General features: G+C 62.5%; 18 protein-coding genes and 2 tRNA genes. 10 read left to right on the forward strand and 10 right to left on the reverse strand.

Features of this window, described 5'->3' with window-relative positions; genetic code table 11:
• Nucleotides 1-242 precede the first annotated feature (242 nt).
• Genes ugpC through rbsK form a run of 3 tightly spaced genes read left to right on the forward strand, consistent with a single transcriptional unit; the run spans nucleotide 243 to nucleotide 2,706 of the window.
• A complete protein-coding gene (gene ugpC, locus FJ951_RS15635; protein ID WP_140515762.1) occupies nucleotides 243-1,292 on the forward strand; it encodes a sn-glycerol-3-phosphate ABC transporter ATP-binding protein UgpC in 1,050 nt (349 codons plus the stop codon).
• Nucleotides 1,293-1,319: 27 nt separating this feature from the next.
• The gene (locus FJ951_RS15640; RefSeq protein ID WP_140515764.1) at nucleotides 1,320-1,772 is read left to right on the forward strand and encodes an RbsD/FucU family protein; all 453 of its coding nucleotides are present in this window, start codon (nucleotides 1,320-1,322) and stop codon (nucleotides 1,770-1,772) included.
• A 4-nt stretch (nucleotides 1,773-1,776) separates the two neighbouring features.
• A complete protein-coding gene (gene rbsK / locus FJ951_RS15645) occupies nucleotides 1,777-2,706 on the forward strand; it encodes a ribokinase (RefSeq protein WP_140515766.1) in 930 nt (309 codons plus the stop codon).
• A 25-nt stretch (nucleotides 2,707-2,731) separates the two neighbouring features.
• Here rbsK and FJ951_RS15650 read toward each other — a convergent pair.
• Nucleotides 2,732-2,807: transfer RNA gene (locus tag FJ951_RS15650), tRNA-Val, on the reverse strand.
• Between the two features lie 216 nt (nucleotides 2,808-3,023).
• On the opposite strand from FJ951_RS15650, the gene FJ951_RS15655 reads away from it, so the two are divergent.
• Both FJ951_RS15655 and FJ951_RS15660 read left to right on the forward strand, forming a co-directional pair.
• Nucleotides 3,024-3,100: transfer RNA gene (locus FJ951_RS15655), tRNA-Asp, on the forward strand.
• A 407-nt stretch (nucleotides 3,101-3,507) separates the two neighbouring features.
• Complete coding sequence (locus tag FJ951_RS15660; RefSeq protein ID WP_140515768.1) at nucleotides 3,508-4,842, forward strand: hypothetical protein; 1,335 nt, start codon at nucleotides 3,508-3,510, stop codon at nucleotides 4,840-4,842.
• Between the two features lie 1,555 nt (nucleotides 4,843-6,397).
• On the opposite strand, the gene FJ951_RS15665 is transcribed toward FJ951_RS15660, so the two are convergent.
• The 6 genes from FJ951_RS15665 to FJ951_RS15690 form a co-directional block, all read right to left on the reverse strand.
• Nucleotides 6,398-6,601: a CsbD family protein gene (locus tag FJ951_RS15665; protein ID WP_140493912.1), complete on the reverse strand. Its 204-nt coding sequence runs from the start codon at nucleotides 6,599-6,601 to the stop codon at nucleotides 6,398-6,400.
• A 157-nt stretch (nucleotides 6,602-6,758) separates the two neighbouring features.
• Complete coding sequence (locus FJ951_RS15670; protein WP_140515770.1) at nucleotides 6,759-7,544, reverse strand: SDR family oxidoreductase; 786 nt, start codon at nucleotides 7,542-7,544, stop codon at nucleotides 6,759-6,761.
• On the reverse strand, nucleotides 7,541-8,536 hold the full coding sequence (locus tag FJ951_RS15675) for an ABC transporter permease (RefSeq protein WP_140515772.1): 996 nt from the start codon (nucleotides 8,534-8,536) through the stop codon (nucleotides 7,541-7,543). The genes FJ951_RS15670 and FJ951_RS15675 overlap by 4 nt, the downstream gene beginning before the upstream one ends.
• A 105-nt stretch (nucleotides 8,537-8,641) precedes the next feature.
• Nucleotides 8,642-9,682 (reverse strand): sugar ABC transporter substrate-binding protein, encoded by a 1,041-nt coding sequence (locus FJ951_RS15680; RefSeq protein ID WP_140515774.1) that lies wholly within the window; start codon nucleotides 9,680-9,682, stop codon nucleotides 8,642-8,644.
• Between the two features lie 39 nt (nucleotides 9,683-9,721).
• On the reverse strand, nucleotides 9,722-10,486 hold the full coding sequence (locus FJ951_RS15685; RefSeq protein WP_140493903.1) for an ATP-binding cassette domain-containing protein: 765 nt from the start codon (nucleotides 10,484-10,486) through the stop codon (nucleotides 9,722-9,724).
• Complete coding sequence (locus tag FJ951_RS15690) at nucleotides 10,486-11,649, reverse strand: ROK family transcriptional regulator (protein ID WP_140515776.1); 1,164 nt, start codon at nucleotides 11,647-11,649, stop codon at nucleotides 10,486-10,488. The genes FJ951_RS15685 and FJ951_RS15690 overlap by 1 nt, the downstream gene beginning before the upstream one ends.
• 166 nt (nucleotides 11,650-11,815) lie before the next feature.
• Between FJ951_RS15690 and FJ951_RS28465 the strand changes: the two genes are divergently transcribed.
• On the forward strand, nucleotides 11,816-11,965 hold the full coding sequence (locus FJ951_RS28465; RefSeq protein WP_181165117.1) for a hypothetical protein: 150 nt from the start codon (nucleotides 11,816-11,818) through the stop codon (nucleotides 11,963-11,965).
• A 36-nt stretch (nucleotides 11,966-12,001) separates the two neighbouring features.
• Here the strand turns inward: FJ951_RS28465 and FJ951_RS15695 are convergent, their stop codons facing one another.
• Together FJ951_RS15695 and FJ951_RS15700 are read right to left on the reverse strand one after the other, a co-directional pair.
• Nucleotides 12,002-13,306, reverse strand: a complete 1,305-nt coding sequence (locus FJ951_RS15695) for a M23 family metallopeptidase (RefSeq protein WP_140515778.1) — start codon at nucleotides 13,304-13,306, stop codon at nucleotides 12,002-12,004.
• Nucleotides 13,307-13,465: 159 nt separating this feature from the next.
• Nucleotides 13,466-13,933, reverse strand: a complete 468-nt coding sequence (locus FJ951_RS15700) for a peroxiredoxin (protein WP_140515780.1) — start codon at nucleotides 13,931-13,933, stop codon at nucleotides 13,466-13,468.
• Between the two features lie 95 nt (nucleotides 13,934-14,028).
• On the opposite strand from FJ951_RS15700, the gene FJ951_RS15705 reads away from it, so the two are divergent.
• Entirely contained in the window at nucleotides 14,029-17,418 is a 3,390-nt protein-coding gene (locus FJ951_RS15705) for a DUF3971 domain-containing protein (RefSeq protein WP_140515782.1), read from the forward strand.
• A gap of 7 nt (nucleotides 17,419-17,425) precedes the next feature.
• Here the strand turns inward: FJ951_RS15705 and tyrS are convergent, their stop codons facing one another.
• Nucleotides 17,426-18,679 carry a tyrosine--tRNA ligase gene (gene tyrS, locus FJ951_RS15710; RefSeq protein WP_140515784.1) on the reverse strand — a complete coding sequence of 418 codons (1,254 nt, stop codon included), beginning with the start codon at nucleotides 18,677-18,679 and terminating at the stop codon, nucleotides 17,426-17,428.
• A 299-nt stretch (nucleotides 18,680-18,978) separates the two neighbouring features.
• Between tyrS and FJ951_RS15715 the strand changes: the two genes are divergently transcribed.
• From FJ951_RS15715 to FJ951_RS15725, 3 genes are read left to right on the forward strand one after another with little or no spacing between them, the layout of a single operon-like run.
• Nucleotides 18,979-19,713 carry a glycosyltransferase family 2 protein gene (locus tag FJ951_RS15715; RefSeq protein WP_140515786.1) on the forward strand — a complete coding sequence of 245 codons (735 nt, stop codon included), beginning with the start codon at nucleotides 18,979-18,981 and terminating at the stop codon, nucleotides 19,711-19,713.
• Complete coding sequence (locus FJ951_RS15720) at nucleotides 19,706-20,038, forward strand: lipid-A-disaccharide synthase N-terminal domain-containing protein (RefSeq protein WP_140493889.1); 333 nt, start codon at nucleotides 19,706-19,708, stop codon at nucleotides 20,036-20,038. Before FJ951_RS15715 ends, FJ951_RS15720 begins: the two co-directional genes overlap by 8 nt.
• Before the next feature lie 43 nt (nucleotides 20,039-20,081).
• Nucleotides 20,082-21,731, forward strand: a complete 1,650-nt coding sequence (locus FJ951_RS15725; protein WP_181167381.1) for a glycosyltransferase family 39 protein — start codon at nucleotides 20,082-20,084, stop codon at nucleotides 21,729-21,731.
• Nucleotides 21,732-21,753 lie beyond the last annotated feature (22 nt).

Here is a 21,753-nt window from a genome sequence, read left to right on the forward strand (position 1 = left end):
AGGCGCTGGAGCGCCAAACGATTCTCCCGGTTCGGAAACGAACGATGCAGGACCCCACCTGCTCGATTGAAGTTCCGTTTTTTTGGTTCGGGCAACCGGTATTCGGACCAGCGCCCGTCACTATTCTCGCAACCAAACGCCGTGTCAACGAGACCGGGTTTTGTCGGGAAGAGACCGGCTTGCCCTGGCAGGTCGCGTTGGTTAGCTTCTGCGCATACGGCAATGGAGCCGATGGGGGAGATATGGCTCAAGTCGCGATCAGCAAAGTGGCCAAGGCGTTTGGAACCGTCAAGGTTCTGCACGAAGTCAGCGTCGATATATCTGACGGCCAATTCGTGGTGCTGGTCGGTCCTTCGGGTTGCGGCAAGTCCACGCTGCTGAGAATGGTGGCGGGGCTGGAGACCGTCTCCGGCGGCACGATCGCCATCGGCGACCGTGTGGTCAACCACTTGCCGCCGGCCAAGCGCGACATCGCCATGGTGTTCCAGAACTATGCGCTCTATCCGCACAAGACAGTCGAGCAGAACATGGCCTTTGCGCTCAAGCTGCGCAAAACCGATCCGGCCGTGGTTGCCGAGCGGGTCAAGCGCGCCGCCGACATCCTCGACCTCAACCCTTATCTGAAACGCTATCCCCGGCAGCTTTCCGGCGGCCAGCGCCAGCGCGTCGCCATGGGCCGCGCCATCGTGCGCAACCCGCAGGTGTTCCTGTTTGACGAGCCGCTCTCAAATCTCGACGCCAAGCTGCGCGTGCAGATGCGCACCGAGATCAAGGAACTGCACCAGCGGCTGAAGACCACCACCATCTATGTCACGCATGACCAGATCGAAGCCATGACCATGGCCGACAAGATCGTGGTGATGCGCGACGGCCGCATTGAACAGGTCGGCGCACCGCTGGAACTGTTCGACCGGCCTGCCAACTTGTTTGTCGCCGGCTTCATTGGCTCTCCGTCGATGAACCTGCTCAAGGGCGTCGCGCGCAAGGGCGGTGTGGACATCGCCGGCGCTCTGTTCCCGGTCGCGCCCGGCAGCGCTGCGGAGGAAGGGCGCGCCGTCGTCTATGGCGTGCGGCCGGAGCATCTCGAGATTCATGCCGATGGCGTGCCTGCCAAGATTTCGGTGGTCGAGCCGACTGGCTCGGAAACCCTGGTCTTCCTGCGTTTCGGGGACGGCGAGATGGTGGCGCTGTTCCGCGAACGCCACGACTTCAAGCCCGGCGATACGCTCAAGCTCAGGCCGCGGCTCGACCACATCCATCTGTTCGATGCCGAGACCGGCAAGCGTCTCTGATCTCAAACTCATTTCACGAGGAATATCATGCTCAAAGGGATCAATCCGCTCCTCAATGCCGACGTGCTCCAGGCATTGCGGGCGATGGGACACGGCGACGACCTGATTATCGCCGACACCAACTTCCCCTCCGATTCGGTGGCGCGCCAGACGGCGCTCGGGCGGCTGCTGCGCATCGACGCGCCGGCGGCGCAAGTCGTGAAGGCGGTGCTGTCGCTCTACCCGCTGGATACGTTCGTCGACGATTCGGCCGCGCGCATGGAGATCGTCGGCAAGCCGGACGAGATCCCGCCCGTTCAGCAGGAAGTGCAAAAGGAGATCGACGCCGCCGAGGGCAAGCCATGGCCGATGCTGCCGGTCGAGCGCTACGCTTTCTACGAGCGCGCCAAGCAGGCTTACTGCGTCATCCAGACCGGCGAGCGCCGGTTCTACGGCTGTTTTGCCTTCCGCAAGGGCGTGGTCCCGCCGGATGCGGAGTAGCGGCATGCTGGCCGGCAAGCCGATCGTCATCCTCGGAGTCTTCGTCGCCGACACGGCCTATCGCGCCGCGCGGCAGCCGCGCATGGGCGAGACGATCCTCGGAACGTCCTTCACCCTCGGTCCCGGCGGCAAGGGTTCGAACCAGGCGGTTGCGGCCGGTAAGCTCGGCGCCGATGCAACCCTCCTCACACGCCTCGGCGTCGATGCCTTCGCCGACATGGCCAAGCGCACTTGGAAGGACGCCGGCGTGAAGAATGCCGTGATCGACACGCCCGACAGCTATACGGGCGCTGCCTATATCTTCGTCGAGGAGGGCACCGGCAATAACGCCATCATCGTCAGCCCCGGCGCGGCGATGCTGATCTCGCCCGACGACATCGAGGCCAATGCCGCCTTGATTCGTGGCGCCGGCGTCTTCGTGACGCAACTCGAACAGCCCATCGAGGCGGCGCTGCGGGCGCTGGAGATCGCGCGCGGGGCAGGGGTGACGACCATCCTCAACCCGGCTCCGGCGGCCAGGCTCCCCGACCGCATCTATTCGCTCTGCGACTACCTCACGCCCAACGAGACCGAGACGGAGGAGTTGACCGGCATGAAGGTCGCCTCTGTCGATGACGCCCGCGCAGCCGCCGGCAAGCTGCTCGAAAGAGGCGCCGGCGCCGTCATCGTCACGTTGGGAGAGAAAGGCGCATTGCTGCACACGAGGGATCGGTCCGAACATGTCGCCGCCGTCAGCGCCGGCCCGGTGGTCGAGACCACGGGAGCCGGCGATGCCTTCAATGGCGGCCTGGCCGCCGCGCTGTCGCGTGGGATGGAGCCCCTGCAAGCCGTGCGCTTTGCTTGCGCCGTTGCGGGCATTTCGGTGACGAGGCCAGGCACCGCGCCGTCCATGCCGGACTTGCACGAGGTCGAGGCGCTGCTGGCGAGGGGCTGAGGCGTTTGAATGAAAGGCGCCTGAATGGTGGGCGATGACGGGCTCGAACCGCCGACATCTTCGGTGTAAACGAAGCGCTCTACCAACTGAGCTAATCGCCCGCTCCGGGCCGGACCTTTAAGCGGTCGGGACCAGCTTCGCAAGGCCAAATGAGTGTGGGACGCCGTGGTTGCGGGCCGTATTTGCGAACAAAACGCCGGCTGTCAAAAAACCTTCTCCAGTTTGATGTTATGATGGTTTCGTGCGCTTGACACCCGGTGGCGAACCCCTTATCCAGCGCCCAACGACGAACACGGCTGACACGTGCTCGTCAATGCGCGGGTGTAGCTCAGTTGGTTAGAGTGCCGGCCTGTCACGCCGGAGGTCGCGGGTTCGAGCCCCGTCACTCGCGCCACTCTCAACCCCTTGCTCTGCAAGGGTTTTAATGAGAGTGGCGCTGCAGGATGGTTGGACCGGGTTTCAACTTTTTTCTCCGCCGAATTTCAACTTTTTGTATCCACTACGTTCCAGCCGAGCAATTTAAGCCCTTGCGTCGCCTGCGCGAACAGCCTCAAGCTTGACGGGCACATAGGTCTTCTGAGGCGTCTTATTCTGGTCAATGCTGTTCCCCATTTTGGCCGCGTAGCCTCGACAGACGTACCATCAGCGCTGGCCTCGACCGCGCCGGCTACCCGCATGTCCGTTAAGGCATGTGGCTGCGATCCCGCCGCGACTGGTTGGGTCATATTAGTCATTTCGCAATTCTCAAAGAGTTGTGGGCTTGCAGTTGCACTATGGCGCGAGCCATTGCGGTTTCAGGTCTTGGCAACTACCGTCCCTTGCGACAAGGGCGGGCAAATATTGCTATGGCAACTTCAACACAGCGTAGTTCGGCTAAACGACAAAGGCCTTATGGGCTTTTTGCGTGCCGCAGCTGATATAATCGGCACTAACAAAGTAAACATAAACCTGCTTGGCGCCGCTCGGGCGGTTGCCTTCAATCTCGATTCGAAGCCCGAGGCGACTCTCGCATTCCTTGAGAAATCCGAGGATTTCACAATTTACAGCGCATCTCTGAACATTGCCAACTTCTCTCTTGCGGTAGCCAGAGCCGCGGACGCTGAGGGTGAGTTCGGTTTTGACCAATTGTCTATCAACAACACCCCAGACCAAAACCAACCGCAAGGCGGGCTTGACCAAGCACCGCTGCAGAAGCTGAACCATCTAATCAGCGCGACCATGCTGGCAAAAGTTGAAACTGCTGCGCCGCTTTTTCTAAATTCTGCAAACTACAAGACCTTGATGCGCTCACACCAAAGGATGGTAGAACGATTGCAGCAGGCCACTACTGATGTGGGTGAGCAGGTTGTTAACGCTCGTATTCGAATCGAAAGTGAGTTTGAAGATCGAAAACAAAAGCTTCGGCGAGAATACGAAGCCAAACAGAAGAAGAACGCAGATGCGTTGGAAGTGGGAGAGAAAGCGCTAAAGCAACGGCAAGAGGAGCTTAATGCTTGGAAGAAAGATTTAGACGATCGCAGCAATACGTTCGCACAAAGGGACTTGCATAAGGAGCTTAAGAGCAAGATTGCTGAACGATCGGGTAAGTTCCACATCACCCCAGAGACAAAAAAGAACCGCGTTCCCATCCATTTAGCCGTTATTTGGTCGGCGGCGGTGATGCTGGGCTTCCTATATGTCTACGTCGGCCAACTCACCAGTATGGTGGCGGGAAGCAGTACGCCAGTTTTAATGCTGCTTGCAATCAAGCCAATCGGCCTCACAATAGCTTTGTTGGGATTGATGGCTTGGTACCTGCGATGGATGAACCGCTGGTTTGAGCGCTACGCCGATACTGAGTTTCAGTTGAAGCAATTTGATCTCGACATCGATCGTGCGAGTTGGGTGGTGGAAGCCGCGCTAGAATGGCGCCTCCACCAAGATAAACCGATGCCAGAGAACCTTTTGGAGACGATCTCTCGCAACCTCTTCTCGAAAGGTGAGAAGGATGACTCGTCTGACATGCATCCTGCCGATTACTTGGCGTCAGCAATCCTTGGTCGTGCATCAGCAGTCAATCTCAAAGTGCCTGGCGGTGAAATCTCGCTCACCGGCCGAGATATCAAGAAACTGCAAAAAGACGAAGTTGAGGCCTAGCAGACTACGCCTGCCGCCCACGCAATCCCCACGGCCGCCAAGCCGCCTCGGCACACGACAGCTGGCCGCGAGCGCGTTGGCGGCCTTATTCGAGCGTATGATATCGACTTCGGACTTCTGACCTGCAACTGAATTGTCGTTTCTTGGTGCGGGTTGTCTTGGGCGCAACAACAGTTACCAGAATCGTACGAGCACCAAGTAGAATGAACATAGACGACCTTCGCTTGAGAGTGCAATTGATCGCGCGCCAACAAACGGAGGTTCTCAATGTCGTCGGTGTTTCAATCTGAACTCAAATTGCAGTTAGCTCTGGCCGCCGCTCGAGGTGCCCCATCGGTGGTGATCAATTCCGGTGAACTGCACCGCGCCGTAGGTGGCTACCCTGGACGCAACCACCGTATGCCGATGTGCTGCGAGACAATGTATGCCGAGAAGAGGAAGGGCGACCGCGTAATATCCAGCCCGCCGAAGGGGAAGGGTGCGAGCTTGAGCATCGAATACACCCTGCCGCGTTAAAGATGCAGTCGCCATTGCTCGACTGGATTGCTGACAAGACCTGGGCGGCCTTTGGATAACTGCGGCGCCAGCCTGAAGTCGCTCCCCGACGCCAGCAATATGGGCCGTCTCGGCGCACGCCGGTGGGCGGTTTCTTGCGTTTCAGGGGAGATCATCGGCTCTTCTCTCTGACGCGGAACAAACCTGCTGTTTCCGAAGTTTGAACGCCGGAAGCTTCGCAGCGACAAACTCCCAGCTTCCGCAGCCGTCTCGCACCACGGTAATGGCTTCGAGGCGGGCTGCTCTTGTGTTCGGCCATGCCTTTTCGGCGTTGCACTGTGTCCATTCAGCGCGTTGTGTTCAGACTCGGCCGCTGCCGAAATGTGACGGGCTTTTTAGCTCGTGGAACATACCTCCGCCCTCGCAGTTATTTGTATTCCGATTGCGGAGTGTGGGGAAATCATTAAGCGAGACTTTACATATCTGTGCGCTTGGGCGAGCGCACGGGGCATCAAAATCTATCAGCGTTCGAAAACGGTATGGATCTCGGCTGGCGGCTATCGAGGTCGCGATTTGGAAGTTAAAGGACGGTTGCCAGCTATCGTGCTCGCACTATGGATGGAGGCTGCCCAGTACAGAGGCTCGATATAGGCCTACTTGAATAACGATGTACTTGGCGCCGTGCCGAGCGGAGGTGGCCGGCGCCCTTTTTTGGGGGCGGGTGGGGTAAACCCGACTTGCAGGACGCCGGCCAGGCGGGTTGGGGTCCGCCAGGAAGTATAATGACGGAAAACCTTATGGTTCGATATTCCGCGATAGCGGAACATCTGCGCGACATGGGCGAGTTCCAGCCGATCTCAAGGGCCTATGATCCGGCTGCTCATCCACCGGCGTAGGTAGCGCATATCGGCTTTCTGGCCGCAGATCTTGTAGGTGTAGACGTTGTGCCTTTTTGCGCGCCGGAGCGCCATTATGCCGATGACCGGGAAGGCGGAGAGAGCCCGCCGACCGCTGGCATAACGGCTCTCGGCAAAGACGCCTCCCCTGGCAGCTCTGCTATCTACCAGCCCTGCCGACTATACCAGTCGTCGACGTCTCGGCGTACGCGATCCTTCTCGATGCCGTAGCGTTCCTGGATAATGCCCTCAAGCTGATCGCGTTTGCCAGCGATGCGGTCGAGATCATCATCAGTGAGCTTGCCCCACTGCTCCTTGACTTTACCCTTGACCTGCTTCCAATTTCCTTCGACGCGGTTCCAATCCATTGTGGCTATCTCCTGAATCACACATGGAAGAACGGGTGTATCGCCATGAGGTTCCGGTGGGCCAAATCCCCGCCGATCACCGCCAGCGGGGACGCTGCGGCTGCGCTTGGCATCAGTGATGATGTGCGCTGGCTTTCTTGTTCCCCTCACGCGTTGTTCACGGCGGCGCCAGCCTGAAGTCGCTCCCCTCCGGCAGCAATTGCCCGCCATCGACGACAATCGTGGTGCCGGTGATGTAGCTGGCATCGTCGGAGGCCAGGAACAGGAAGGCATTGGCGACGTCGCGCGGGCTGCCCAGCCGGCCGAGCGGAATGGCGTCTTCCATGTTCTTGATGAAGGCAGCACCCCGGTGAAGCTCCATTCCCTCGGTGAGAATGTTGCCGGGTTCGACGCCGTTGACGGTTATGCCGTAGCCGGCGAATTCGAGCGCCGCCGAACGGATCAGCCCGTTTATGCCTGCCTTGGTCGCGGAATAGTGGCCGTGGCCGGGACTGGTGACGTGCGGTCCGGTGATCGAGGAGGTGAACAGCATGCGCCCGCGGCGCTGCGCCTTCATCGGCACCAGTGCGGCGCGAGCGGCATTGAAACTGCCGCGCAGATTGACCGCCATGACGCGATCCCAGTCGTCCGGGTTGGTGTTCTCCAGCAATTGCCAGGGATAAATGCCGGCGTTCTGGACGATGATGTCGAGGCGGCCATGGTGCGCGAGCGCCAGCGCGACGGCGGCCTCGACATCGGCCAAAAGCGAGATGTCCGTGCCGATGAAGGCGGCGTCAAGTTCACTGGCGGTCGCTCGCCCCACCTCGATCTCGGTGTCGGCAAGCACAAGCCTGGCGCCTTCTTCGGCGAAACGTTGGGCGATGCCCTTGCCGATGCCGCGCGCGGCGCCGACGATCAGCGCTACTTTGCCCGACAGTCTTCCGGTCTCTGGCCGTATGGTCATGCGAGCCTCTGGCGAATGGTTTGCTTGAAGGCGTCGAGCAGGACCGCCGCCAGCACCAGCAGGCCGTGAATGACCTGGGTGAAGTTGGCGGGCAGGCCCATCAGATTGATCGCCGTGTTGATGGCCGACAAAAGCAGCACGCCGGCATAGACGCCGGGTAAGGTGCCGACGCCGCCTTTCAGGCTGACGCCGCCGATGACGACGGCGGCAAAGGCGTTGAACAGCAGGCCGACGCCGAGATTGGCGGTGGCGCCCGATGTGCGGATGGCGAGCAGCCAGCCGGCAAGGCCGGCTATGGCGCCGGCAAGTACGAACGCGATGATCAGGTTGCGGTTGACGCGAATGCCGGCGCGGAAGGTCGCTGTCTCGTTGCCGCCGATCATCACCAGATGCCTGCCGAAAGGCGTCTTGGCCATGATCAGCGAGAAGACGACGAAGCAGGCGATGGCGATCCAGGCGGTGAGCGGCAAGCCGATCAGCCGCTGGATGCCGAACCAGCGGATGGCGGGCGCCAGATCCTGCGCCGAGCGGCCGCCCGAAATGACCAGCACCAGGCCGCGCACCCAGATGTAGGAGGCCAGCGTGATGATGAAGGCGCTCATCCTGACCTTGACGACCAGGAATCCGTTGAAGGCGCCGATGATGCCGCCGACGGCAAGCGCCAGCAGCAGCGAGACCGGCACCATCAGCCAGTCCGGGTGCAACTGCACGCCAAGGCCGATGCCCGAAGAGCAGAACAGGATGCCGACCACCATGGCGCTGAGCGCGGCCACCGATTCGACCGACAGGTCCATGTGCCCGGCGATGATGACCAGCGCCAGGCCGATCGACATCACGCCCAGCACGCTGGAGGCTTCGATGATGTTGGCGAAAATGCCGAGCTGGAAATAATTGGGAATGAAAAGGGAGAACACCACCAGCACGAAGACCAGCATGAACCAGACGAGATTATCGAGGACGAACTCGAGGATTTGACGGGTGCGGGGGCTCATGGGCTGATCCGGTTTGGGTTCGAATGCCGCGGCGGCTCTATGCCGGGCAATTCTGCCGGGCAGGGCGGCTCCGGGCGTGTGGCCCGGAGCCGTTCTGGGGAAGGTTTATTCGACGGGCTTAACGGTGTCCGTCGGCGGCTTCTGGTTGCCCCAGAAGGCTGGATTGTCGACGTTCTCCTTGGTGATCGCCGCACCCGGGATCTTGATGTTGGGGCCCCAGGCCTCCTTGGTCACCACTGATTTCAGCCCAAGCACGTCATAGTCGCCGGGCTTGATTTCCTGCTTGTTGACGACCTTGTCCATGAACATGGCGACGGCCGCGGCCTGCGCGTAGAGCGGCTGTTCGACTTCGACGTTGAGCCAGCCCTTGCGGATCAGGTCGAGGCCGACCGGCGCGCCGTTCGAACTCATCAGCATGACGTCGCCCGGCTTCTTGCCGGCGGCCTCGAGCGAGGCGACGGCGGCGACCGAAAGATGCGCGGCGTGGCTGAAGATCAGGTCGATGTCGGGGTTGGCAAGCATCTGGTCGGCGACGATGGTGCCGGCGTTGCTGGCCTCCCATTGCATGGCCGGCAGCGAGATGATCTTGACGTCCGGGAACGCCTTCATCTTCTCTTCAAAGCCTTTCTGGATGTCGAGCGTGTAGGGATCGCCGGGGTCGCCGAGCACCTGCAGGATCTTGCCCTTCACAGCGCCGTTCTTGGCCTTCAGCAGCGCTTCGGCCTGTTCGGCGGCGACGTGGCCGATCTCGACAGTGCCGGCTACCGAGGTGAAGTCGGACGGAGTGGAGGTGATCTGGCGATCGAATTCCACGACAGGTATGCCGGCCGCGCGCGCGGCCTCGATCGACGGCTTCAGCGCGTTGAAGTCGACGGCGGCCAGGATGATCGCCTTCGGTTTCAGCGCGATGACGTCGTTCATCTGCGATTGCTGGGCGTCGGTCTTGTTGTCGGCGTTCAGCGTCTTCATCTCGTAGCCGACCTGCTTCAGGAACAGTTCCAGCGCGCTCACCGAGCCGGTCTGGAACTCATCGAGCAAGGTCGGCACCATGTAGTAGACGGTACCCTTGGACTGGGCGAATGCCGGCGTGAGCGTGGCAACTGCCAGTGCCAGGATACCGAGGACAGAAAGAAGTATTCGTTTCATGTCGTTGGCTCCTCTAGTGCCGGACCCCTCTTTTGTCCCTCAGCCCGCCGGTCCGGCACCGGCAAGCGTCTCCCCGGTGATCATGTTGATCACCGCATCGGGACTTGTTTTGTTGCGTGCGACATCGCCGGCCACGACGCCTTGCCGGATCACCACGATCCGGTCTGCGACCTGGAAGGCCTGCTGCATGATGTGGGTGATGATGACGACGCCGATGCCCTGGTTCGCCACCTGGCGGATCATGTCGAGGCCGCGCCGCGTCTGTTCGACGCCAAGCGCTGCGAACGGCTCGTCGAGCAGCACAAGCTTGCCGCCCCAGTGCACGAAGCGGTTGAGCTCGATGGCTTGCCGCTGCCCGCCCGAGAGATGCTCGACATTGGTGCGCAATGACGGAATGCGGGTGCCGGCGCTGGCAAGCGCCTTGCCGACCACGGCCTCCATCGCCCGCTCGTCGAGCACTGGAATGCCGAGCACCTTGCGCGTGATCTCACGGCCCATGAAGAAATTGGCCACCACGTCGACATTCGTGCACAGCGACAGGTCCTGGTAGACGGTCTCGATGCCCGCCGCCTTGGCCTCCGCGGGGGATTTGGCAAGGAACTCCTTGCCTTCGAACAGCATGCGGCCGGAGGTGGGCTCCAGGCCGCCGGCGATGATCTTGACCAGCGTCGACTTCCCGGCGCCGTTATCGCCCAGCAACGCGACCACCTCGCCCTTGCCGATCGAGAAGCTGATACCCTTCAGCGCCTGGATCGCGCCGTAGTTCTTGGTGACGTTGTCGAGCACCAGCAAGGGTTCGCTCATCAGGCAACCTCCCTGGCTGTCAGAATATCGCGGCCGCGTTCGCGCTCGGCGGTGAACATCTGGCCGAAGCGTGGCGACAACACGCCAGAGACGGCCAATGCGGCCGCGCCGCGCAGCACGGCTTGCTGGCCGCCGCCGGCGACGACGATGCGTGGCGTCTTGCGGTCCTTGCGGGCCGAAACCGAATTGTGCAGAGGCGCAGCCGATCTCGCCAGGCGTTCGAGCAGGTCCGGCGCCGCCAGCCCGCCGAGCACGACCGTCTCGGGGTCGAAAAGGTTCTCGATGATGGCAATGGCGTTGCGGAAGATCGGGCCGACCTCGGCGACCCAATCGGCATCGCTGCCCTTCCAGCGCCCTCGCGCTTCGAGCGAGACATAACGTTCGAGGCAACCGCGATTGCCGCACGGGCAAAGCTCGCCATTGGGAACGACGGGAATATGGCCGATCTCGCCGGCATTGCCCCAGGCGCCGCGCAGCACGCTGCCGTCATGCATCATGGCGCTGCCAAGTCCGACGCCGAAATAGAGATAGTAATATTCGGAATGCTGGGCGCCGATGCCGTAGAGGCGCTCGCCCATGGCGGCCGCAGCCATGTCGCCGTCGAAAAAGGCCGGCAATCCCGTCGCCGCCGTCAGCCGCTCGCGCAGCGCCACGTCCTTCCAGCCGGCCATTGTGGTCGGCCCGATGAAGCTCATCGTGTCCACGCCGAACGGGCCGGGAAGCGCCATGCCGATGCCGATGACGCGGCCCGCGGCGCGCGTTCCGGTCAGGTCGCGGACCATGGCGCGGACCTGGTCGAACGCATGATCGGGCGTCGCGTTGGGGGCCTCGCGGTGCAAGCTGTCGATCACGTCACCGCTGAGATTGATCAGCGCCGCGTCGATCCCCAGCGGCGTCAGGTGGATGCCGACGGCATAGCCGCCCTCGGGATTGATGCGCAGCGTCGCCGGTGGCAGGCCACGGCCCTTCGGCTCCTCGCGTACGGACAGGACGTAACCCTGCTCCTCCAGTTCGCGAACGATGGTCGATACGGTTTGAACGGTGAGGCCGACGTGCCTGGCGATATCGCCTCTGGCGATGGGGCCGTACCGGCGGATCGATTCGAGCACGATGCGCCGGTTGTACGGCCGCCCGAACTCCTGATTGGTCCCTCGCAATGCCATGCCTTGCGTCCCCGGTTGAGGCAAGGTTGGCACCAAACATTTATTCAGTCAAATGGAATTCAAAAATGCGCCGCATTTGAGGGCGCGCCCGCTACGGCGGAAAAGCCGGCCGGTGTCCGGCTGATCACCGCGCCCTAGATAGCGGGACATGGATAAGATTTATGTCTTGCTGATCTTCGCCGCGGCCATTGCCATCATCTGCCTGGGCGGCAGATGGAATACATCTGATACCGACCACTATATGGGCTTCGACAATTTGCGGTCGCCCCGAAAGGGAAAAGCCCTGAACGGCGACAAGGATGCGAAAAAGCAATGAGGACGGCACGGGATGGCGGCGGCCTGGGCCCGTTCGTTAGAGATACTGCGCGACCTTCTTGCCGACCGTGAGGAAACGCAAAGGATCGATCGCTTCGCCATTGTGGCGGACTTCGTAATGCAGATGCGGGCCGGTCGAGCGACCGCTGCTGCCGGTCTTGCCGATGACAGCGCCGGCATCCACTTTTTCGCCCACGGTCACGTCGATTTCGCTGAGATGTCCATAGCGCGTGGCAAACCCATTGCCGTGATCGACTTCGACCATGCGGCCATAGCCGCCATTCCAGCCGGCCTTGGTGACCACGCCTGGCGCGGTGACCTTGGCCGCCATGCCGATCGGCGCCCTGAAGTCCATTCCCGAATGCAGGGCGGCCGTGCCGAGGATCGGGTCGGTGCGCACCCCGAACGGGCTGGTGACGGAATGACCGGGTGCGGGATTGGCGAGCGGCAGCCGGCGTGCTTCCTTCTTAAGTTGATCGAGCGTGTCCAGCGCCTCGTCCAGTTCCTTGACCTTGCTGTCGAAAAACATCGAGCTGTCGAGCGGGATCAGCGGTCCGCCGACATCGCTTTCGTTCTTGCCGAAATCACTGTCGACCGGCAGTCCGGCCGCCTCGAGCGCCTGGGTTATGGCGTCGGCATTCTTGTAGGCGTTATCAGCAAGTATGCTGATGCGCGTGAGCTGGTCGTTCTCGATGGATTTCAACGACTTGTTGATCGAAATGAACAGTTTGTCGGCACGATCGGCGGCTGAATCGTTCGGCAGCGGATCGGAGCGGGTCGCCCACAGGGAGAACGGCCTGGCGTCGGCGGTGCCAGTGGCGGCGCCGAGGCTGGCCAGCGCGTAGCTTTGAGCAGGCTGGGCGATGCTGCCGGTCACTTCGGCGTGTTTGTCAGGCTTTGCCGGCACTGCCGGATCTTCGGCCGTCGCTGCGCCGACTTCATTTTCGGCGCGATCGAGCAGCGGGCCGAGGCGGCCGTGGCGCTGGCTGAGCTGCGTCTGGCGCTCCAAAAGCTCGCTCACCTTGGTTTCCATCAATTGCTGGTCAAGCAACTGCCGGCTGGTGATGCGGTCGACCTGGGCGCGAAGCGCCGAGATGCGGTCTTCGTAAGCCTGCTGCATGCGCGCCTGACGCGCGGTCGTGGCGCCGATCAGGTCGTCGCGCAGCACGAGATAGGAGGTGGCCAGCAGGTAACCGATGGCGATCGCCGCCAGCGCCGAACCGAGAAATACAACCAGCCAGGGCCGGATCGTGAAGTGCCTGATCTCGCTGCCGCGGGCGATGATGACTGTATGCGGTTCCTTGCGCCTGCCAAAGATCGCGGACTGACCGGTTGCGTTCACGGGACCAAGCTTTCGTTTACGACACCACGACAGCCCGACTACACATGATTAAGGTTAACAAAGCTTTGCCGAAGCAAGACGCCGGCAAGAATTGCCCGCAAAGCGAGCATGGGGTTGCTTCGCGTCGCTTTGTGAAAACAAGGGCGCGGAGGCGCCCCCTCAAATCGCCCGCACAGCTTCCAGCACCTCCTCGGCATGGCCCTTGACGCGGACCTTGCGCCAGATCCTGGCGATGCGCCCGTCGCGGCCGATCAGGAACGTCGCGCGCTCGACACCCATGTATTTGCGGCCATACATCGATTTTTCGACCCAAAGGTGGTAGGCCTCGATCACCTTGCGCTCCTCGTCGGAGGCAAGGTCGACGGTAAGATCGTATTTCGACTTGAACTTGTCGTGCTTCCTGGCGCTGTCGGGCGACAGGCCGATGACGACGGCGCCGGCCTTCTCGAATTCCGGCTTCAGCTGCGAAAAGCTGATCGCTTCGGCGGTGCAGCCGGTGGTGTCGTCCTGTGGGTAGAAGTAGAGGACGACAGGTCTGCCGGCAAAGCCGGCCAGGCTGAGCGAACCACCGCCGTCCCGCGGCAACTCGAATTGCGGCGCGGGATCGCCCACATTGAGGTCAGCCATATCCATGCCCTTGTTTGAGGTTACGCGCGAAGCCACACCGATATAGTGTCGAGCGGGGATTCGTCCACGAGCGAGTTCGTAGAACGGAAAATTGCGTGGATCAGGAGCAACCGCAGCACGAGAAGATCAGGTTCAGGCGGGATGAAATCACCGACCTGGGCGCCTTGCCATCGGCTTGCCGCGTTCCGCCGCTCGGCCAGGCGGCGATCGGCCGCGGCTTTCGTATCCTATCGCGGCTGTTTGCCGGCGCCGTTGCGCTGGTGCTGCTGGCGGGGGTGGCTGTCTATCTCATCGGTGTCTCCGGAATAGGGGCCGACCGGCTGCGCGTCGAGGCGGAGGCCGCCATCGAGAAGCTTGCGGGCGTCGATGTCGATGTTGCGGTCGGGCCCGCCCGCATCACCCTCGACAGTTCGAGCTTCGTCGCGCTCCAGGTGAGCGACGTCAGCCTGAAGGCCAGCGACGGTAAACTTATGGCCGATGCGGGCAGGGTGCGTTTCGGCATCCGCCTGCTGCCGCTGCTTCGAGGCGAGGTGCGGCTGACCAGCGCCAGGATTTCCGATGCGCGCATCGTTACCGCGGCGATGCCGTCGGGCGGCGACTGGACGGCCGAACTGCGCAATCGGGACGGGCTGATCGATCCCGAAAAACTGTCCGATGCGCTCTTTGCCAACATCAATCACGCTCTCGATGCGGTGCGCGAGGAATCGCTGCACCGTATCGATCTTCACAATGTGGCATTCGTTTTGCCCGACACCGAGGCGGTCAGGTTGATCACAGTCGCCGACGCGGTCGTCCTGCAGTCGGGGACAGGCGGCATGGAGTTCTCCTCGCAGGCAAATGTCGACGGCAAGGCGGTGACCGTCGCCGCATCCGCCAGCCGCGATGCCGTGACCCGGCGCGTGATGTCGCTGGATGCCACCGTCGGCATCGCCGAAGACGGCGGCGAAAGCGGCGCAATGGCGTCCGGCGGCAAGTTGGGGGCGCTCAGCGTGACGCTCAAAGGGTCGCAGGGGGCCGACGACACCGCGTCGCGGCTGACGGCTGCCCTGTCGTCCAGGGGATCGGTGCTTGATCTCGGCACGCGTGGCCTGCTGTCGGCCGATGTCGATCTCGGCGCCACGCTCGTCCGCGGCAGCAACAAGATCCAGGTGGACAGGCTGTTGCTGAAGACCGGCCGCTCGACCTTCGATTTCGCCGGCTCGATCGGGCCCAGGCCCGCGACCGGCGCCGCCGGAGAGGAGCCGGCCTACCGATACGATCTGACCAGTGACGGCTCGACGCTGGCGCCTTCGGAATCGCCGGAGCCAGCGCTCACCTTCCTTGCCCGCATCGCCGGCGTCTACCAGACCAAAAGCCATAAATTGGTAGCCGATCAGATCGCAGTCCGGTCGGCCGCTTCCAGCGAGGTCCTTGGAACCGCGGCCGTGCAGTTCGTTGATGGCAAGGCTCCAGGCATCAATCTGGCGCTCAACGTGCATGACATGCCGGTCTCGCACGTCAAGCAGCTTTGGCCATGGTTTTCGGCGCGCAATGCACGGCTCTGGGTATTGGACAATCTGTTCGGCGGCCGCGTCGTCGATGCCAATCTTCAATTCCAGGTGGTGCCTGATCGCCTCGGCAATGGCGTGCCGCTTTCCGCCGACGAGGTGTTCGGCCGCTTCCAGATCGAAGGATCGCGTTTCGACACGGCTGGCCGCATTCCGCCGATACGCGATGCCGTCGGCGTCGTCGCCTTCCACGGCAATGACGTCGATATCTCCCTGTCCTCTGGCACCGTCTTCATGCCCAGCGGCCGCACCGTGGCGGCCAGCAACGGCACGCTGACCGTCAAGGCGGCCAACCGCCCGCCGGTCGTCGGCGCGCTCGACATCGACGTTGCCGGCGAAGCGTCCGCGGTCGCTGAACTTGCCTCCTACGAGCCGATCAATGCCATGCGCCATGTCGGCTTCCTGCCCGAAGACCTGTCCGGCAGCGTCACCGGCCATGTCAGGGCCGATATTCCGCTGCAATCCGGCGTCGACAGCTCGAAGCTCGATTGGCTGGTATCGCTCGACTACAGCGGGCTTTCACTGGCCAAGCCGTTCGAAGGCCAGAGCGTCACGGATGCCGACGGTTCCGTCACGGTCGACCCTGAAAAGGCTGTGATTTCCGCCAAGGCATCCCTGAACGGCATTCCGGCCGAACTCGACCTGATCGAGCCGCTGGAGAATGGCGGACCGGCACGCAGCCGCAAGGTGGCCCTGGTGCTCGACGACAAGATCCGCGCCGCCGCCATGCCGGGGCTGGCCCCGTTGCTGGGCGGAACCGTGAAAGTCGCGATCGACAAAAGCGGCGACGGCAACCAGAACGTCTCGGCCGACCTGACCAATGCCAGGCTCGACATCCCCTGGGCCGGATGGAGCAAGGGGGCAGGGATTCCCGCAAGTGCTACATTCGTCATGACCACGTCCGGCGATACCACGACGCTGTCCGACTTCGACCTCGGCGGCAAGACATTTTCCGTCGACGGCAACATCGTGCTGGTCAACGGGGCCCTGTCGTCGGCAAAGTTCAGCAAAGTCGCGCTGAACCGGGGCGACGACGTGGCGGTATCCGTCAAGCGATCGGGCAGGGGCTATGCAGTCAACATCAGCGGCAACGCCCTGGATGCCCGCTCGCTGATCAAGCAGTTCACCTCCGACGTCGACACCGCGACCAAGACGACGGGCGCCGACGCGATTTCCGTCAGCGCCGACGTCGATCGGCTGACCGGTTTCCACGACGAGCAACTGTCCAACCTCAAGCTCGACTACAGCGCGGCCGGTTCGAAGGTGAACGGGCTGAAGGTCAGCGCCACTGCAAGTTCGGGAGCCGCCATAGCCATCAGCAACACGAGCAGCGCCGGCCGACGCTCGCTCAACGTACAGTCGGCGGACGCCGGTGCGATACTCAGATTCCTCAACATCTACGAGCACATGGAAGGTGGGGCGATTGCCCTGGCCTTGTCGGGAGCGGGCGACGGGCCGATGAAGGGCAAGGTGGACACGACGAACTTCTTCGTCGTCAACGAACCGAAGCTCGCGTCCATCGTCTCGACCACCCCGGCAGGCGATAGCCGCAGCCTCAATCAGGCGGTCAAGGGCAAGCTCGATACCTCGCGGGTACAGTTCGAACGCGGCTACGCCGAGATAGAGAAGGGCAGCGGCTATCTCAGGCTGGCCAATGGCGTGCTGCGCGGTCCCCGCATCGGCACGACGTTCCAGGGCACGCTCTATGACCAGAACAACAACATGGACATGACCGGCACCTTCATGCCGGTCTACGGCCTCAACCGCATCTTCGGCGAACTGCCCATCGTCGGCGCGCTTTTGGGCAATGGCCGCGACCGCGGCCTGATCGGCGTGACCTACCGGCTCAAGGGCAACGCCAACAAGCCGCTGCTCGACATCAACCCGCTCTCGGTGATCGCGCCGGGGATATTCAGGTCGATCTTCGAGTACCGGTGAAGGGGCCTCAAACCGGCCGCACCAGAATGTGTTTTTTCCTGCCGAGTGAAAGCTTTACGACGTTTTCCGGACTCAAATCCTGAAGCGTCACCGTGCGGCGGTCATCGCTGACCGGCTGGTCGTTGAGCCGCACCGCACCGCCTTGCACATGCCGCCGCGCTTCGCCGTTGGACGCCGCCAGCCCGGCGGTCACCAGCAGCGCCAGGATGCCGACGCCGGCTTCGAGCTTGGCGTTTTCAACCTCGACGCTCGGCAGCGTCTCGGCGAGGGCACCTTCCTCGAAGGTCTTGCGTGCGGTTTCGCTGGCCTGTTCGGCGGCGCCGCGACCATGGAGCAACGCGGTGATCTCCGTGGCGAGGATCTTTTTCGCCTCGTTGATCTCGGACCCACCGAGCTTCTCCAGGCGCGCCACCTCGTCCAACGGCAGCGTCGTGTAGAGCTTCAGGAAACGGCCGACATCGGCGTCCTCGGTGTTGCGCCAATACTGCCAGAATTCGTAGGGCGAGAGCATCTCGGCATCGAGCCAGACCGCGCCCGTGGCGGACTTGCCCATCTTGGCGCCCGACGAGGTGGTGAGCAGCGGCGTCGTCAGCGCATAAAGCTGCGCGTCCTCCATGCGGCGACCGAGATCGATGCCGTTGATGATGTTGCCCCACTGGTCGGAGCCGCCCATCTGCAGACGGCAGCCGAGGCGCTTGTAGAGCTCGACGAAGTCGTAGGCCTGCAGGATCATGTAGTTGAATTCGAGGAAGGACAACGACTGCTCGCGGTCGAGCCGCAGCTTGACGGAATCGAACGCCAGCATGCGGTTGACCGAAAAGTGACGGCCGACGTCGCGCAGGAAATTGACGTAGTTGATCTCCATCAGCCAGTCGGCGTTGTTGACCATGATCGCGTCATTCGGGCCGCTGCCGAATTTGAGATACGGCATGAAATTGCGGCGGATGCCGGCGAGATTGTCGTCGATGTCGCGCGGGGTCAGAAGCTTGCGCGCCTCGTCCTTGAAGGAAGGGTCGCCGATCATCGAGGTGCCGCCGCCCATCAAGGCGATCGGCCGATGGCCGGTCTGCTGCAGCCAGTGCAACATCATGATCTGGATCAGCGAGCCGGCGTGCAGGCTCTTGGCGGTCGCGTCGAAGCCGATATAGGCCGTCACCGTCTCCTTGGCGAAGAGATCGTCCAGCCCGGCATCATCCGAAGTCTGGTGGATGAAGCCGCGCTCGCTCATCGTGCGCAGGAAATCGGATTTGAAGGCAGGCATTTTTTCTTTCCCGAAGCGTCCGCCCGTCCGGCGCGGGCGTATGTGAAAGCGCGCGTTTAGCACCCAAGCGCGATCAGCAAAAGTGGATTCCGGTTTTGCGCCCGATCGCACTTCGACCAGGGGCTTGGCAATCACTTGTTGTTGAAACGCCGCAAGCCGCCTCTCGGCGCGGATGCTTGCTTCATTGTTTGTGCTGGCGTAATGAGGCGCGCGCCAAAAGGTCCTTGCAGCCCACGACCTCAAGCGGCACCGCACGGCATCCACCCAATGCCATATCCGACGACAGAGCCCCACGCGACATGCCGGACGCATTGATATCCATCGTCATTCCTTGCAGGAACGAGGCGGCAAACCTGCCGCTGCTGATCGATGAGATCGAGGCGGCGATGACCGGGCGCGACTTCGAACTGATCATCGTCAACGACGGCTCGACCGACGAAACCGCAGCCGTTCTCGCCAGGCAGGCCGCACTTCGCCCGTTTCCAGTCAGGGAATTGCGGCACGAGAAATCCGCCGGCCAGAGCCTCTCGGTACGCTCCGGCGCCTGGGCGGCGCGCGGAAGCATCGTCGCCACGATCGACGGCGATGGCCAGAACGATCCTCAGTACATTCCCATGCTGGTCGACGCCTTGCGGCGGGCCGGGCCCGGCTACGGCGCCGCGCAAGGGCAGCGCCTGAAGCGCCGCGACAGCAAGGTCAAGCAACTGGCATCGCGGTTCGCCAACTGGCTGAGAAACGCCATCCTGCATGACGAGACGCGCGACACAGGCTGCGGCCTGAAGGCGGTCCACACCGAGATCCTGCGCAAGCTGCCGTTCTTCGACGGCACCCATCGTTTCGTTCCGGCGCTGGTCATCCAGGAAGGATACCATGTCGTGCATTGCGACGTCGTCGACCGCTCCCGCCGCCACGGCAAGTCGAACTACGGAATTTTCGACCGCGGTCTGCAGGGCGTGCTCGATCTCTGCGGCGTCTGGTGGCTGCGCCGCAGGCGTCGCCGGATGCCAAAAGTAGAGGAAATCACGCATGGTTAACGTGCTTCAGGAACTGGTGACCTGGATCCACCGGGTCTTCATCGAACAGTTCAACGCGTGGATCCTGCTCGGCTTCGTCGCCCAGTTCTTTTTCACCATGCGCTTCGTCGTGCAGTGGCTCGCATCGGAAAAGGCCAAGCGAAGCGTCGTGCCGATCGCCTTCTGGTTCTTCTCGCTGTTCGGCGGAGGTCTGTTGCTGATTTATGCGATCAAGCGGCAGGACCCGGTGTTCATCGCCGGCCAGGGCATGGGCTTGTTCATCTACATCAGAAATCTCTGGCTGATCGCCAATGAACGCAAGGCGGCGATGACGAAGGTCGATTGAGCGGCTTTGCGCATCAGGGAAGAATGGTCGGAGAGGCTGGAATATGGCGCTGAACAGGAACTACATCCTTCTTTTCCTGTTCAGCCTGGTGATGACGGTGTCGGGACTTGCGTCCATGCCGCCGCTGGACCGTGACGAGCCGCGCTTCGTCCAGGCCACCAAGCAGATGGTCGAGAGCGGCGATTATGTCGACATCCGCTTTCAGGACGCTTCGCGCTACCAGAAGCCGATCGGCATCTATTGGCTGCAATCCGCGGCCGTGGCTCTGAGCGGCAAGGGCGCCGCCGCACCAATATGGGTCTACCGCCTGGTGTCGACGCTGGGCATCGCCTTGGCCGTTCTCGGCATCGCCTGGACGGGCACCAGGCTTTTCGGAGCCAGTGCCGGCATCGCCGCCGGCCTGGTGATGGCGGCGATCTTCGCCACCGCCTTCGAGGGCCGCGACGCCAAGACCGATGCGATGCTGCTGGCCTGCTGCGTGGCGGCGCAGGGCGCGCTGGCGCAGATTTACCTGGCATCGCGCCGCAACGAGCCCGTCGCCGGCCATCTGTGGTGGATATTCTGGCTGGCGCAAGGGGCCGCGATCCTCATCAAGGGGCCGATCGCCCCACTGCTGTCGGCGCTCACCATCGCTGTCTTGTTTGCATTCGAACGCGACGGGCGCTGGCTGTCGAAGCTCAAGGTGGGGCGCGGCCTGCTGCTCGTCGTGCTGATCGTGTTGCCCTGGCTCGCCCTGATCACCTGGAAAAGCCACGGCGCCTTCCTCCAGCAGGCCGTCGGCAAGGATATGCTCGGCAAGGTCGCCCAGGGCGAGGAATCGCACGGCCTGCCGCCCGGCTTCTACATGTTGACCTATTCGCTGTTCATGTGGCCGTTCGGCCTGATCGCCGTCGGCGCCGGCCTGCAAGCCCTCAACCGGCTGCGCGACGATGTCAGGCTGCGCTTCTGCCTCGCCTGGTACATCCCCTTCTGGCTGGTATTCGAACTGATTCCGACCAAGCTGCCGCACTACGTGCTGCCGGCCTATCCCGGCATGGCGCTGCTGATCGGCTGGCTTTTGACATTGCAGCCGCAGGAAGCCAATGCGCCGCTCCGGCGCTGGCAGCAATGGTTGTGGTGGTCGACTGCCTTCGGCCTGGTCGTGGTCAGCCTCGGCCTGGCCGCGGTCTGTGTAGGCGCCCCGATCTATCTCACCCACACTTTCTCGTGGTGGAGCATTCCGGCGGCCGCATCAGCGCTCGGCGCCGGCTACCTGGCCTTCTCGCGACAGCTGCAAGTGCCGCTTGCCCGTATCGGCGCCGTCGCCGCCTGTGCGGGCATCGCCTACGGGTTGCTGTTTGGTGTCATCGCCCCGTCCTTGAAGCCGATATGGCTGAGCCCGGCGATCGACCAGGCTGTGCGCGTCTACAAGCCTTGCGACACCTCGGTGCTGGCGTCGGCGCGGTATCACGAGCCGAGCCTTGTGTTCCTGGTGGGCACGAAAACGATACTGACCGACATCGATGGCGTGGCAAAGCATCTGCTTGCCGACCCCGCCTGCGCGCTGGGGCTGGCGCCGGTCGAGGATGAGCAGAAACTCGATGGATTGCTGGCGGGGCAAGGCAAGGCGGCGAGCCATCTTACGACGATCGACGGGCTCAACTTTTCATCGGGAGACAAAATGTCGCTCGGCCTCTACCGTATCGCCCAATGAGTTCGACAATGGGATCGGGTTT

Origin of the sequence: Mesorhizobium sp. B2-2-3, from assembly GCF_006442405.1 — a bacterium.
Lineage (GTDB): Bacteria > Pseudomonadota > Alphaproteobacteria > Rhizobiales > Rhizobiaceae > Mesorhizobium.